Source organism: Fischerella sp. PCC 9605, from assembly GCF_000517105.1.
Taxonomy (GTDB): domain Bacteria; phylum Cyanobacteriota; class Cyanobacteriia; order Cyanobacteriales; family Nostocaceae; genus PCC9605.
On the sequence record NZ_KI912148.1, the window covers coordinates 109,627 to 123,893 of the forward strand.

Consider the following 14,267-nt stretch of genomic DNA (forward strand, 5'->3'; position numbering starts at 1 on the left):
TCTAACACGTTAAGGTAAACATAATATATTTACACTTCTGCTCACTCCAGTGTCACGACAATATGTGGTCTGAACTCACAAAAGCGATCGCTAACATCAACATCCCCGCTGATTGGCTCGGGATCAGAGTAGTAAAAGAAACTTCTTCTCATCGTTATCTTCGCGATGGTTTACCCCAAAGTAACGGTAAATCTTCCACCACCGGAGCGATGCTGGAAGTTATGGTTAATGGCTGTATTGGCTATGCTGCTACTAATTCTCTAGAACTTGTGAGCTTGCAAGACGCCGCTGAACAAGCATATAAACAAGCACTAGCGGCTAGTCAGTGGTGGATACATCCGTTCCAAGCCTCAAGTGAGCGTCCCAAAGTTCTTGGTCAATATGTTTCCCCATTTCTCGAACCATTGGATGCTCTCAGTGCTGGGGAAATCAACGATTTACTAGTCCGCATCTGCCAAACCTTGAAAGTCTCCGATCAAATTGTCCGAACCACAGCCAGTGCTAACGCCAGGGAAAGAGAAACATGGTTTGTTAGCAGCAACGGCTCAGAAGTGTATCAAAAATTCATGTTTTTCAGCAGCAATTACGGAGCGATCGCCCAAGATGGAGCGATCGTCCAACAGCGCACTAATAACGGTTGGGAAGCAAACTATTACCAAGGTGGAATAGAACTATTCAAACAAGAAGACATATGGCAGCAGGTACAGCAAATTGGTGAACAAGCAGTAGAACTATTGACAGCAGACGAATGCCCAACCACACATACTAATCTGGTCTTGGCACCAGACCAAATGATGCTGCAAATTCATGAAAGTGTCGGACATCCCCTAGAAATTGACAGAATTTTGGGAGATGAGCGCAACTACGCCGGGGGTAGCTTTGTTAACAAAAGTGATTTTGGGGTTCTAGTATATGGTTCTCCCTTGATGAACATTACCTTTGACCCTACTGTACCTGGTGAATTAGCCAGCTACGGTTACGATGACACTGGTGCTGTAGCAACACGAGAATATTTAATCAAAGAGGGTGTGCTGCTGCGCGGTTTGGGCAGTTTGGAAAGTCAAAAAAGAGCTGGTGTAGCGGGAGTGGCTTGTGCGCGTGCTTGCTCTTGGAATCGACCCGCCATTGACCGGATGGCTAACTTAAATTTAGAACCAGGGAAAGGCTCCTTTGAAGAAATTATTGCTGACATAGAACACGGCGTCTACATGGAATCCAATCGTTCCTGGTCAATAGACGATCGCCGTTATAAATTTCAATTTGGTTGCGAGTACGCTAAATTGATTGAGAACGGTCAGTTAACCAAAACCCTCCGTAATCCCAACTATCGAGCCACTACTCCAGAATTTTGGCACAGCCTAATCAAAGTCGGAAACTCCTCTACTTGGGAAATGTACGGCACTCCTTACTGTGGCAAAGGAGAACCAAATCAAGCTATTTGGGTAGGGCATGGTTCACCCGTTTGTGTATTTGCCAACGTCGAAGTATTCGGTGGCGGCACGTAAATAATGATGAATTATGAATTATGAATTATGAAATAGAAATTCTCTTATTTTCATAATTCATAATTTATAATTCATAATTCACAAAGGAATTTAGATGAAACACGAGGAATTATCTACTTTAGAAGTCAGCTTTAACCAACTGATTGAAACTCTCTTGCTTAAAAAACAAGCAAGCGAGCAATTTACTGTGAAATTGAATAGCGAACGCAGTCAATTTACTCGTTTTAATCATGCCAAAGTCAGACAAACTGGTATTGTTGCTGATGGCTGGATTGAACTGACTTTAATGCAAAATCAGCGCAGCAATTTTCGACAGATTCCTTTTACTGGTAATTGGGAAATAGATTGGCAAGTAACATACAAAGCCTTGCAAGAATTACGCGAAGAAATTTCCTTGCTACCTTTAGATCCTTATTTGGTGTTGCCATCAGGAACTAACACCAGCCGAGAAGTACATACTGGTAATTTATTACCTGAAGAAGCAGTAGCACCGACAATTTTGGAATCAGTAAAAGAATTAGATTTTACAGGCTTCTACGCTGGAGGAGTTGTAATTAACGCTTATGCTGATTCCAGTGGTCAAAAACACTGGTTTACTACTGATTCTTTTACTTTGGATTACTCTATATTTAACCCTGAAGGACAAGCTGTTAAAGGTATTTTTGCAGGTAGTGATTGGCATCAACAAGCCTACGCAGCCAAAATAAAAGAAGCTAAAAAACAACTAGAATTACTTTCTCGCTCGGTTAAAAAATTACCACCAGGACAGTATAAAACTTATTTTGCACCAGCAGCAGTAGCTGATTTATTGACCATGCTTTCTTGGGGAGGTGTAAGTGAAGCTGATTTACAACAAGGAAACAGTGCTTTAGCTCCTCTATCGCGTCAAGAAAAACAGCTTGCTTCTATATTTAACCTCAAAGAAAACTTTCAGCGGGGATCGGTACCGCGTTTTAATGAGTGGGGAGAAATGGCAGCACCAGAATTACCAATTATTACACAAGGCACACTAGTAAATACCCTGGTTAATTCTCGCACCGCTAAGGAATATCAAAAAACTGCCAATGGTGCTAATGGTTCCGAATCCTTGCGTGCACCAGAAGTGAGTCCGGGAAACTTAGCATTTGAAAATATCTTACCCAGATTGAATACAGGATTGTATGTATCAAACTTGCATTACCTAAATTGGAGCGATCGCCCCACGGGTAGAATCACAGGTATGACTCGTTATGCCTGTTTTTGGGTAGAAGGTGGCGAAATCGTCGCACCCATAGAGAATTTGCGCTTTGATGATAGCCTCTATCGCTTCTGGGTAGAAAATCTCCTAGATTTGACCAATTTTCAAGAATTTATCCCCGAAGTTGGAACCTACGAAAGTCGCCAACTTGGAGGAATTATGGTTCCTGGCATGTTGGTAAAAGACTTTACGTATACGCTGTAGTATTGCGATCGCCACGTAAAATTTCTAGTTTTGCTTACAATCAAGACTATTTAGGGAGCGGTTACTCTGCCTCGCTCCCACCGAAAATTTTTGCTCTCAAAGCAGAGGAAGTTTTGCGTTATTAAAAAGTAAAATAATTAACCAATTGCCTTGATTTTCATTCAGAATTTTTACTTAAAAAACACTGTTTTAAGGTGATTGAACTTAATAATTCTTTTCAGAGAATTTCCTACTGATACTGGTATATATCAAAGTAAGTTGGAAAACACTGTGGCACAGTTTGGGAATTAGTATACATATTTCGCAACTACTCTGAGTTAACTTTTTAGACTAAATACACTTGTGTTATGAAACAAGGCTTATTCAGTCCACTTTTGGCAGAGTTAACAGGATTGTTTGGCATCATCATACTAGTTACATCTACTGTAACTGCATTGGTAAATCAGCCTACCTACGCTGTAGATACAATCTTTTTTTGCGGTAAAAGCAAACATCAAGGCAGAACTGTACCTGCAACTTATGTACGCACGCAAAGTGGCAGACAGATAATGATGCTACGTTGGGTTTCTGAAAATAGCTTTCCACCACCGTGGACACCACAAATACGCTGTAATGAGGTATCTCGCAGATTTCAGCGCAGCTACGATCATGGCACCCTCAGATATATTATTACTGGAATTATCAACAAACAATCAGTAGTGTGTGCTGTTGCACAACAGGGCGATGCGTGTACAAATAATAACGTGTTATTTACACTCAAACCCGGGACTAAGCCTAGTGCTGTATTAACTAGTTTGTTAGACACTCGTGGTTTGGCTGCTGGTAGAGTTTTAGATGAAGCTGGGGGCGACGATCTGGTAATTGATGTTGATGCATATATACAAGGGATAGCATCACAAAAGTGAAATATTGTTTATCTCGTGAATCAAAGTGGAAAAACGTCTTTTTTAATACGTGACAAACACCGTTGTTGAGCAAGCGAAAAGCATTTTCGAGGTGTTTATGAAGTTTGATTATGTAATTTCATCGGCATTAATAGGTGTATCAATGGCGCTGGTGCAGGTACAAGAAGTATTGGCGTTATCTCCACAAGCAGTGAATGAAATTGCCAAACAAGTCACTGTCCGGATGGAAATTCTAGGGACTCCAGGTTCGGGTGTGCTAGTCAAACAGGAGGGGAATACTTACATTGTTCTAACTGCGGCTCACGTAGTCAAGAACTCCAAAGAGGTCTTAAAAAACCCTGATAAATATCAAATTATTACACCAGATGGACAACGTCATGCCGTTACTGAAGTAAAACCACTACCCAATAATCTTGATTTAGCAGTAGTAAAGTTTATAAGTAATCGCAAGTATAAATGCGTTAAGGTAGGGAATGCAAACGAAAGCTCCATCGGTGCTGCGGTTTATGTATATGGTTTTCCAAAGGTTCAAGATACAACCAAAAGCCGAACTGGAAAATTTACTCAAGGAAGAATTACTGGTAGCGCCGCCAAAGCAATTGAGCGAGGCTATGCAATAGCGTATGATAATTCGACGTTACAAGGTATGAGTGGTGGTGCAGTTCTCAACAACAAAGGAGAGTTGATAGGCATTCACGGAAAAGGAGACAATTCTGGAGAAGCAACTGATAGCGGTCGTTCCCTCAAAAATCAACGGAATTTTGCTATACCTATCAATACTTTTGTACAGCATTCAGCAAGCGTTGGCATAAATTTGGGTATTTCTTTACCTGCACAAGTCGCCACAGCATCTAAAAGTGACGACTTCTATATCCAAGCCTTGAATAAGAGTCAGCAAGGTGATTTGCAAGGGGCAATTAATGACTTGAGTGAAGCGATTAGATTGAATCCTAAATATACTTTTGCTTATTCCCTACGAGGAAGTGTGCGACAACAACTCAAGGATTATCGGGCTGCAATTAGCGATTACAGTGAAGCGATTCGCCTTAGCCCCAATACGTATATATTCTATTTATCGCGGGGAACTGCTCGTGCCCTATTACGTGAAGACTTGCCGGAAGCAGTAGCTGATTTTACTAAGGTGATTGAGCTAGCCACTGAGAACGAGGATGAAGGTGACACCTTGCTTCACGCCTATTCGAGTAGGGGTATAACTCATTTTTTCCAAAACGAATATCAAGATGCAGTAGCTGACTTAACTCAAGCGCTAAAAATTAATCCCAACTATACCGCAGCGTATCAGATGCGAGGTTATGCCCGTCTGGGGTTAGGAGACAGAAAGGGAGCTAAAGCTGATTGGCAAAAAGCTGCTGAGTTATTCCAACAAGCAGGTAGAAAAAATGAGTACTTGGAAACGCTGGCTTTGATTAAAAAGTATCAACTGTAGCTGATTCAATTACGCAATCTATATCTGATGGGTGAGGTGAAAATTCAATGAAATTACGATTGTGCCTTTACGGATTGACGACGACTGCTATTATATTCAGTGCAATTGTGGATATTGATCAGTTTTTCCCAGTACCTACATTAGTAAAGACACAAAAAGCGATCGCTGCTCTCGACCCTCGTATCATCAGTAATAACGCTAGCTCTATCACAGTACAAATTAACAGTAAAAACAGTCATGGTTGTGGTGTAATTATCAAACGCGAAGGAAATACATACACTGTCTTGACTGCTGCTAATGTTGTAGGAGAAAAATCAGGTAAATATAAAATTACTGCTTCTGATGGAAAATCTTATGAAGCAAAGGATATTAAGCAACTTCCGGATAATATAGATTTAGCAGTAGCTAAATTTGTGAGCAATAAAAATTATAAAGTTGCCAAGATAGGAAACTCCGATACCATCAAAAGTAACGATAAAGTTTACGTTTTCGGGTTTCCCAAAGCAACAAGTACAACCAAAAAAAGCGTAGAACATTTTGCACCAGGAAAAACAACTGCTAATGCTTCCAATACCTCAAAATCATTAGAGAATGGTTATGCGTTAATGTACGACAATCAAACATTAGCAGGAATGAATGGTAGTCCAGTATTGAACGAAAACGGTGACTTAATCGCCATTCACGCTGATAGTAATACAGCAGAGGAAGCGTCAGAAAATCCCAACGTTGCCGTACTCAAAACCACCCGAAATTTTGCTGTACCTATTAATACTTTTGTGCAACAGTCAAAAACTGTTGGAATTGACCTGCGTATTTCTTTACCTGCAACCGTTGCTACAGCACCTACGGGTGATGAATATTATATTCAGGGTGGGCAAAAGGAGATTAAAGGTGATTTAAAAGGAGCGATCGCAGATTATAGTAAAGCAATTGAGGTTAATCCACAATATGCTGAAGCTTACAATGATAGAGGTATAGCTCGCTTTAAATTGGGTGACAAACAAGGAAGTATCGAGGATTTCAGTCAAGCACTGCGGATGATTTCCATCGGGACTAACGCCCGCTATAATCGCGCTTATGCTTACTTCCAATTGCAAAATTATCAATCGGCAATTGCTGATTTTAACGAAGTATTACGAATTAATCCCAACAATGCTGATTCCTATATTTACCGGGGTATTGCCCGTTTGGAATTAAAAGATAAGCAAGGAGGAAAAGCAGACTTGCAAAAAGCTGCGGAGTTATTTAAACAACAAGGAAGGATGGAAGCATATCAAAAAACACTTGTGATGATGCGCGAACTACAAAAATATCGATTGATAGACTAAGATAACAATCTTATAGGAGAAACCCAAGGAGTTAATAGCACTCCAGAAGCAGCTAACGAACCTTATAAAAAAGCAGGAGAGGCAATAAGTCCTTTGCAACAATAAAGAATATTTGAGGCTTTAATATCCCATTGCCTACACATACAAAATCTGGATACGAAATTGCATGTATCAAAGTTGCATTACCTAAATTGGAGCGATCGCCCCTTTACGTATACACTATAGAGTGACGATGCACACCAGTGTACACATTCACCAAGCGTAACATTACACAAGCTCCTAGCGAAACTTTCGGCTCAAGACTCTGCGAGCCTCTGCGCTTACCTCTGCGCGACGGCAGTCGCTACAACGGGGGGAACCCCCGCAACGCGCTGCCTCCCCTCTGCGTTTCAACTCCCTCCTCTTTTACGCAAATACTTTCTACAACACCCCCTTAGAACTGGGGATCATCCCTGCACGCCGGAGATCGATCTCCACCGCCATCCGCATTGCCCTTGCAAACGCTTTAAACGTCGCCTCAATGATGTGATGGGAATTAATGCCATCTAACTGGCGAATGTGCAGCGTCATTTGGCTATTATTCGCTAGCGCCACAAAAAATTCGCGTACTAGTTGGGTGTCATAGGTTCCCACCCGCTGGGTGGGAATTTGCAAGCCGTAGCTGAGATGGGGACGTCCAGAAAAGTCTAACGCCACTTGAATTAATGCCTCATCCAGAGGTGCGAGGAAATTACCAAAGCGGACAATACCTTTGCGATCGCCCAGTGCTTGGCTAATAGCTTGTCCAAGGGTAATTGCTACATCTTCGTTAGTGTGGTGGTCATCAATATGTAAATCTCCCGTGGCTTGGATATCCAAGTCAATTAACCCATGAGATGCTATTTGATGCAGCATGTGATCTAAAAACGGAATGCCAGTAGCTGCATTGCAAACCCCTGTACCATCGAGATTAATCGTGACTTGTACATCCGTTTCCCCCGTAGTGCGGCGTAAAGAGGCAATACGCGGGGTTTTGGTGGACTGATTGTTGGATGAAGAAAGAGTTTGGCGATCGCTTATTTGCATAGGTATTGGGTAGTGGTTAGTGGATAGTGGATAGTGGATAGTGGTTAGTGATTAACAACCTACTACTAACTACTAACCACTAACTACTAACAATTCCTTACATTCCCATGATTTCATATCCTGAGTCTACATACAGGACTTGCCCTGTAATTCCGCTTGCCAAGTCGCTACACAAGAAAGCTGCTGCGTTACCCACCTCTGTTTGAGTCACAGTACGTCGCAAAGGAGCTACTTTCTCCACATGATGAATCATATCTAGAATACCTCCAACGGCACTTGAAGCTAAAGTGCGGATCGGCCCTGCGGAAATGGCATTCACCCGGATATTTGAGGGGCCTAGTTCCGCAGCCAGGTAACGTACGCTAGCCTCCAGCCCAGCTTTGGCAACTCCCATGACGTTATAGTTGGGAATTGCTCTGACAGCACCCAAATAAGTGAGAGTGACTATGCTTGCTCCTTGTGTCATCAAAGGTTTAGCTGCACCCGCCAGCTGCGCCAAGGAGTAAGTGCTGACTTCTAAAGCTGTATGGAAACCCTCACGGGAGGTTTGGCTAAAGTCCCCACTCAGATCGTCTTTGTTGGCAAAAGCAAGGCAATGGATGAGGATGTCTAACTTGCCCCACTTATCGCGGATTGTCTCAAAAGTAGACTTAACCTGCTCGTCATGTTGGACGTTACAGGGCAGAAACAGGCTAGGGTTGAGGGGTTCTACCAGTTCTGCGACCTTTTTCTCCATTTTGCCTTTTTCATCTGGTAAATAGGTAATGCCGAGGTTAGCACCGGCTTTGTGCAGTTGTTGGGCAATACCCCAGGCAATCGAGCGGTTATTAGCAATGCCAGTAACCAAGGCATTTTTTCCAGTTAAATCCAGCATATAAATTGTTAGCGCGATGTTTCATTAGGAGCATACTAGAATCTGAGCCTCGTTTGACTTTGTTTTGGAGACGATTTACAAATTTAACACTTTCAACTTTGGAAGGGGTGGGGTTATAAAAGATTAAGACCTTTACTGGTTATGGTAAACAACCTCAGGATACTCGGCAAAATCCATTGTGCTTACTTTTCTTACCTATATTCCAGCAACTGTTGCAATGAGAGTTTTATAAAAATCTGTCACAAGTTTGGTATAAACTACATTTAATTATTTTTTTAGAAAATATATTAGGATGCACAAATTCACCTAAGCCTGCTTTGTGCTTCTTGGTTTATATGCTCACATGATGTTTTATGATTATTGACAAGGCTGTTTGCTGCCACAAAATCTGCACTAAAACTTTAAGAAAATCTCAATGAATCTTTCTTTTTTCTTAAAAAACTTATTGTCTACAATTTTGAAAGTACCTAATACAAAGTACTAGATCCCAGTAGGATAAATTTTGTATCATGTTGGACAAATATTTAAGAGGCAAAGAGGTTAAGTATAGGAAAGAACAGAAAGGTTAACAATGTTTTCTTGATTTTTCGGGTGTATTCTTAGGTAATCCATATTTAGTTTTTTCCGGCATTGGGTAGGGGAAGGGAGATGATCGTGACACAAGATAAAGCCCTAGCAAATGTTTTTCGTCAGATGGCGACTGGAGCGTTTCCGCCAGTTGTGGAAACGTTTGAACGCAACAAAACGATCTTTTTCCCCGGCGATCCTGCAGAACGAGTTTATTTTCTTTTAAAAGGTGCAGTGAAACTATCCAGGGTGTACGAGGCAGGAGAAGAAATTACCGTAGCGCTACTGCGGGAAAATAGCGTTTTTGGGGTTTTGTCCCTACTAACGGGAAACAAGTCCGATCGCTTTTATCATGCAGTTGCTTTTACACCTGTAGAATTGTTATCAGCTCCAATTGAACAGGTGGAACAAGCACTCAAAGACAACCCAGAATTGTCGATGTTAATGTTGCGAGGCTTGTCTTCGCGGATTCTCCAGACAGAGATGATGATTGAAACACTTGCTCACCGTGATATGGGTTCGAGGTTGATCAGTTTTCTATTAATTCTCTGTCGGGATTTTGGTGTTCCTTGTGCAGATGGAATCACAATTGATCTCAAGCTATCTCATCAGGCGATCGCTGAAGCAATTGGTTCTACTCGCGTCACCGTCACCAGGTTACTAGGCGATTTGCGCGAAAAGAAGTTGATTTCCATACACAAGAAAAAAATCACTGTTCATAAGCCTGTTACCTTAAGTCGGCAATTCACTTAAAAGCACTTGGGGGATTGGGGATTGGGAATTGGGAATTGGGGATTGGGGAACTCGGGGCCCCCACGACCGCTCTTAGTGGGGATTAGGGGCAATGGGGATTGGGGATTAGTTTTCTTACCGATGCCCGATGCCCCTTGCCCATTGCCCCTACCTTTTCCCTTTTCGCGACTTCTGCAAGAAGTCTTTCGATCCCCCACACAAAACGCCTGAAAGTAGTAGGCTGTATCTGGAAGGATTTCTTCGGTAAATATTAAAGATGGCCACCGGGTACATCCTCATAATTGCAATTTTAATTTTGGGAGGCGTTATTGCCACCGTGGGCGATCGCATAGGCACGCGGGTTGGCAAGAAACGGCTCTCACTATTTAATCTACGACCAAAAAACACGGCTGTATTAGTAACGATTTTGACAGGGTTGGGCATTTCAGCATCAACCCTGGGAATTTTATTTTTAGCCGATGAAGGCTTGCGTAAAGGAGTATTTGAACTAGAGGATATTCAAAAAGACCTTAGGCGTAAGCGCGTACAGTTAGAGAACACAACTCAACAACTTGATACAACAAAACTCGAGCTAGACCAAGCCAGAAAAGAACAAACAAAAGCTCAACAAGACTTGCAGGAAATTAATAAATCCTTACAAGCCGCTAATGCCAAGCAACAGCAAACACAAACCCAACTCAACCGCACTATTGACCAAAAAGCGCGAACCCAAGCCCAACTCCAACGTACCCAAAAACAGCTAGATCAAGTAGCAACTCAGTACCAGCAAGCTATGGCTCAGTTGCAAAACGTTTATCAAGAGAGAAACAAGCAACTAGCCGAAATTAAAGGACTCCGGGCAGAACGCCAAAGACTTTACGAAGAAGCTAAACAAGCAATTGCCGAAGCCCAAGCGGCCATTGACAAACGCGATCGCGAACTTGCCAAGCGCCAGGAAGCTATTGAACAGCGCGATCTCAAAATTGCCGACCTGGATCGCCTGATGCAACAGCGCAATGTTGAAATCGCAGCGCGAGAGCAAATAATTGCCCAACGAGAAACTCGCCTGAAAGAATTAGAAAAACAACAGAATTATCTCGAACAGGAAGTCGCAAGGCTGGAGAAATATTACCAATCTTTTCGTGACTTACGCCTGGGGAAACTAGCATTAGCCCGCGGTCAAGTTCTTGCTGGTGGTGTAGTTCGCGTCCAACAGCCTTCTGCTGCTCGTCAGGCAGTTATCCAGTTATTGCAAGAAGCCAACAAAAGTGCCAGCATCGAATTAACCGAGCCTGGGATCAATCCTCCCCCAAATGTGCAGGTACTGCGTGTTACCGAGGAACAAATTGAGCAATTAAGCAAGCAAATTAAAGACGGTCGAGAATATGTAGTGCGAATTTTCTGTGCAGGCAATTATGTGAGGGGGGAAAAGCCGATAGAATTTTTCGCCGATGCATCACTAAATCAAGTCGTTTTTTCGGGAGGTGAAGTGCTGGCTGCAACTACGGCCGATCCCAAAAACATGACATCTTATCAACTGCGACAGCGGTTAGAATTGTTAATTTCTGCCTCGCAATTTCGTGCGCGCAATGCTGGAATTTTAGAAGATATTCAAATAGATGGTACCTTTATCCGCTTTATTGCTCAGTTACGGCAATCAGACCAACGACTAGATATCAAAGCAATTGCAGCACAAGACACTTATACTGCTGGGCCATTGAAAGTTAGATTATTAGCAATTAAAAATGGACAAGTGATTTTTAGTACTTAAAATAATGAAGATTTTGTTAGTAGTTGGTAGTTAGTAGTTGTAGAGACGTGCCATGGCACGTCTGTACATTGGTTAGTTAGTAGTTAGTAGTTAGTAGTTGATTACTACCTACTATCCACTAACCACTAACCAATAACAATTCCTATATTAGAAGCGTTTAATATTACTTTGATATGAATTCAAGTGAATTTACACCAACTCAACCAGTGATTTTGGGCTTCGATCCGGGTAAAGATAAGTGTGGTCTAGCGGTCATGGGACTAGACCGAAAACTGCATTACCACGAGGTTGTACCATCAGATGAAGCGATCGCCACTATTAAAACACTGCGGCAAAAATTTCCTATCTCCTTGATGGTCATGGGGGATCAAACCACAGCCAAGCGCTGGAAACAGCAATTGCAACAAGAACTATCAGATCAGTTGAATATCATGTTGGTCGATGAACGCTACACCAGCTTAGAAGCACGCGATCGCTATTGGCAAATGTACCCCCCCAAAGGAATCATGAAACTTTTACCACAAGGTATGCGAACACCTCCACGACCAATAGATGACATTGTTGCTATTCTTTTGATCGAAAGATATCTCAATCGCCTTACAGAATCAGCAAAATGAATGATGAATTATGAATTATGAAATTTTTTTATCATTCATAATTCATAATTCATAATTTTATAGTTCCGCGCGAATTGTAAAAGCATAGTCCCCTCCTGGTTCGAGCTGGTAATCTCGTTGCTCCAAAAAGCGACCAAGGGGTTCTTTAATTAAGGCACGACCTTGAGATGGTTTCACAGACAACTCTCCCCGGCGAAAGTGCCATTGGAATTGCCACTCAAAATCTCCTGCTCTTACTTCACCTTCAAGTAAGCCGTATTGCCAGGATTGACGGATAATCCGGACATGGGCAGTAGTTTGTGGTAAACGTTTAGCACTCACGTTGCTTGATGTCAAAATGGATAAAAGCTAACCAGTTATAGCTTTACATTTACCCAAAATACATCAAATACACCTATGGAAGTAATTGAAATTTCTAACTTAATTGGGTTGAAAATCAATTTTTCTACAGAAGCGCCTAATAGCAATAAATATGGCTCATTCGAGTGCAATTAATTTGAGCCTGCTTGCACATCAGATGAGCCGAAACTTTGTCTTGGTTATATTTGATTTCAACTGAAAATAGCCTTGGCAAGCGAACTAGAGCTTGCTTGTTGGCAAACCATAACATCTTACCAAGAGTTACTGCCAGCCGATTCTCCCTCGAAAGGTTGAACTCCTATATTGGGATACTCATCGTCATTTGGACCAAAAATTCTGATTGCAGCTTCGGCAACATAACGGATAATCTTAAGCGGCAAAGTCACAAGATAATAGACAAAATTTCGTGCTTGCTTGAGCGTAAACATAGTTTTTTCTCCAATTTTCCTGCTAAAAAGTTTTATTTTTCAGGCTGTTGCTTCTCATGTCATTATGAGTATTAAGATGACTACATGAGGTGTTTAACTAAGACCAATATCGAACTCATACTAATGATTAGCCTCGTCTCTATTTTCAAGTTATGAAAACAATGTGAGGAATTTGTGAGGAAAGACGAGGCTGCAATTTTAGCAATTGGCCTGCTTCAAGAAGACAACTAAATCTAGGTATAAATGTAGACCCCACTCTGCTGCCATACAGTCAGAGTAGGAGATTTACTAACTAAAAACGAGAGGATCGTATGAGTGACCTAATTGTTGTCAGTTTTAGCGATGAATTTAGGGCTGATGAAGTACTTTTAGAACTGGCAAAGCTACAGCGTGAACACTTGATTGACCTGGAAGATGCAGCTATTGTTGTTAGAAATAAAGAAGGCAAGCTGAAGATTAAGCAAACTCAGGAACTAGTAGCTTCAGGAGCAGCTGGGGGAGGTCTGTGGGGTCTTCTTTTCGGTCTAATATTTTTCAATCCATTACTGGGTTGGGCAGTAGGTACTGCTGCTGGTGCGATTTCAGGATTGGTAGCAGATATCGGGATTGATGACAATTTCATTAAAGAAATTGGCAATTCCCTAGAACCTGGAACTTCGGCTCTGTTCGTCTTGGTTCGGAAGGTCACTCCAGACAAAGTCCTGGAAGACCTCAGCCGCTTTGGAGGTAAAGTTCTGCGAACTTCGTTATCGAAAGAGGATGAGGCAAAGTTGCAAGAGGCTTTGAATCAAGGATCAAAAATTGCAAGCGTCGAAAATAATCCCACAGTTTGAACTTAAAGTTTGGGAAAGGGGTAGCAACAAATAATTTCTAGTTACCCCTTGACAAACACTGATACATCTGACATATTTGTATGTATGCGAGATTTGCGGGTATAGCTCAGTGGTAGAGCGTCACCTTGCCAAGGTGAATGTCGCGCGTTCGAATCGCGTTACCCGCTTTTGGATTTAATCCCCTTCGCTTAGGAGAAAGTCCCCGCCGTGTACGTGACGATTTACGGAGCGGTTTGTGGAGTACTATACGGAAGCATTACAGGGAGTGTAATGGTGAGGTGATTGCAGCGATCGCCGTAGACATCCGAAGAATTTAAACATTCCCAAGTCTAGCAAACAAGATTTGTGTAGGATGAACTACACTTGATTAAGAGAGACTTGTGTAAATGGCTTG

The 14,267-nt window shown here is 42.0% G+C and carries 14 protein-coding genes and 1 tRNA gene; 11 read left to right on the forward strand and 4 right to left on the reverse strand.

All coding sequences use genetic code 11. The annotated features are described in order from the left end of the window. The first annotated feature begins 62 nt into the window (after positions 1 to 62). The 5 genes from FIS9605_RS0102835 to FIS9605_RS36120 all read left to right on the forward strand — a co-directional run bounded on the left by FIS9605_RS0102835 (position 63) and on the right by FIS9605_RS36120 (position 6,626). Entirely contained in the window at positions 63 to 1,505 is a 1,443-nt protein-coding gene (locus FIS9605_RS0102835) for a TldD/PmbA family protein (protein ID WP_026731227.1), read from the forward strand. A 94-nt stretch (positions 1,506 to 1,599) separates the two neighbouring features. Next, positions 1,600 to 2,946 carry a TldD/PmbA family protein gene (locus tag FIS9605_RS0102840; RefSeq protein ID WP_026731228.1) on the forward strand — a complete coding sequence of 449 codons (1,347 nt, stop codon included), beginning with the start codon at positions 1,600 to 1,602 and terminating at the stop codon, positions 2,944 to 2,946. A 347-nt stretch (positions 2,947 to 3,293) separates the two neighbouring features. Further along, positions 3,294 to 3,851: a COP23 domain-containing protein gene (locus tag FIS9605_RS0102845; RefSeq protein ID WP_026731229.1), complete on the forward strand. Its 558-nt coding sequence runs from the start codon at positions 3,294 to 3,296 to the stop codon at positions 3,849 to 3,851. Positions 3,852 to 3,948: 97 nt separating this feature from the next. Then, positions 3,949 to 5,298, forward strand: a complete 1,350-nt coding sequence (locus FIS9605_RS36115; RefSeq protein WP_051469918.1) for a tetratricopeptide repeat-containing S1 family peptidase — start codon at positions 3,949 to 3,951, stop codon at positions 5,296 to 5,298. 47 nt (positions 5,299 to 5,345) lie between these two features. After that, positions 5,346 to 6,626, forward strand: coding sequence for a tetratricopeptide repeat-containing S1 family peptidase (locus tag FIS9605_RS36120; RefSeq protein WP_051469919.1), 1,281 nt, complete (start codon positions 5,346 to 5,348; stop codon positions 6,624 to 6,626). A gap of 420 nt (positions 6,627 to 7,046) precedes the next feature. On the opposite strand, the gene hisB is transcribed toward FIS9605_RS36120, so the two are convergent. Together hisB and fabI are read right to left on the reverse strand one after the other, a co-directional pair. Next, complete coding sequence (hisB, locus tag FIS9605_RS0102860; protein WP_026731230.1) at positions 7,047 to 7,691, reverse strand: imidazoleglycerol-phosphate dehydratase HisB; 645 nt, start codon at positions 7,689 to 7,691, stop codon at positions 7,047 to 7,049. Between the two features lie 97 nt (positions 7,692 to 7,788). After that, positions 7,789 to 8,565 (reverse strand): enoyl-ACP reductase FabI, encoded by a 777-nt coding sequence (fabI, locus tag FIS9605_RS0102865; protein WP_026731231.1) that lies wholly within the window; start codon positions 8,563 to 8,565, stop codon positions 7,789 to 7,791. 648 nt (positions 8,566 to 9,213) lie between these two features. On the opposite strand from fabI, the gene ntcA reads away from it, so the two are divergent. The 3 genes from ntcA to FIS9605_RS0102880 all read left to right on the forward strand — a co-directional run bounded on the left by ntcA (position 9,214) and on the right by FIS9605_RS0102880 (position 12,252). Beyond that, positions 9,214 to 9,885, forward strand: a complete 672-nt coding sequence (gene ntcA / locus FIS9605_RS0102870) for a global nitrogen regulator NtcA (RefSeq protein WP_026731232.1) — start codon at positions 9,214 to 9,216, stop codon at positions 9,883 to 9,885. A gap of 256 nt (positions 9,886 to 10,141) precedes the next feature. Continuing rightward, a complete protein-coding gene (locus FIS9605_RS0102875) occupies positions 10,142 to 11,635 on the forward strand; it encodes a DUF3084 domain-containing protein (RefSeq protein WP_026731233.1) in 1,494 nt (497 codons plus the stop codon). Positions 11,636 to 11,808: 173 nt separating this feature from the next. After that, positions 11,809 to 12,252 carry a pre-16S rRNA-processing nuclease YqgF gene (locus FIS9605_RS0102880; protein ID WP_026731234.1) on the forward strand — a complete coding sequence of 148 codons (444 nt, stop codon included), beginning with the start codon at positions 11,809 to 11,811 and terminating at the stop codon, positions 12,250 to 12,252. Positions 12,253 to 12,309: 57 nt separating this feature from the next. Here the strand turns inward: FIS9605_RS0102880 and FIS9605_RS0102885 are convergent, their stop codons facing one another. Together FIS9605_RS0102885 and FIS9605_RS43835 are read right to left on the reverse strand one after the other, a co-directional pair. Continuing rightward, positions 12,310 to 12,573 carry a DUF3146 family protein gene (locus FIS9605_RS0102885; RefSeq protein ID WP_026731235.1) on the reverse strand — a complete coding sequence of 88 codons (264 nt, stop codon included), beginning with the start codon at positions 12,571 to 12,573 and terminating at the stop codon, positions 12,310 to 12,312. Positions 12,574 to 12,863: 290 nt separating this feature from the next. Beyond that, positions 12,864 to 13,040, reverse strand: a complete 177-nt coding sequence (locus tag FIS9605_RS43835; protein ID WP_197035995.1) for a hypothetical protein — start codon at positions 13,038 to 13,040, stop codon at positions 12,864 to 12,866. A 311-nt stretch (positions 13,041 to 13,351) separates the two neighbouring features. Here FIS9605_RS43835 and FIS9605_RS0102895 point away from each other — a divergent pair, with 311 nt between their 5' ends. From FIS9605_RS0102895 to FIS9605_RS42330, 3 genes are all read left to right on the forward strand, one after another. Next, positions 13,352 to 13,873: a DUF1269 domain-containing protein gene (locus FIS9605_RS0102895; RefSeq protein WP_026731236.1), complete on the forward strand. Its 522-nt coding sequence runs from the start codon at positions 13,352 to 13,354 to the stop codon at positions 13,871 to 13,873. Between the two features lie 95 nt (positions 13,874 to 13,968). Further along, positions 13,969 to 14,040: transfer RNA gene (locus FIS9605_RS0102900), tRNA-Gly, on the forward strand. After that, on the forward strand, positions 14,011 to 14,190 hold the full coding sequence (locus FIS9605_RS42330; protein WP_155960344.1) for a hypothetical protein: 180 nt from the start codon (positions 14,011 to 14,013) through the stop codon (positions 14,188 to 14,190). The genes FIS9605_RS0102900 and FIS9605_RS42330 overlap by 30 nt, the downstream gene beginning before the upstream one ends. Positions 14,191 to 14,267: the final 77 nt, after the last annotated feature.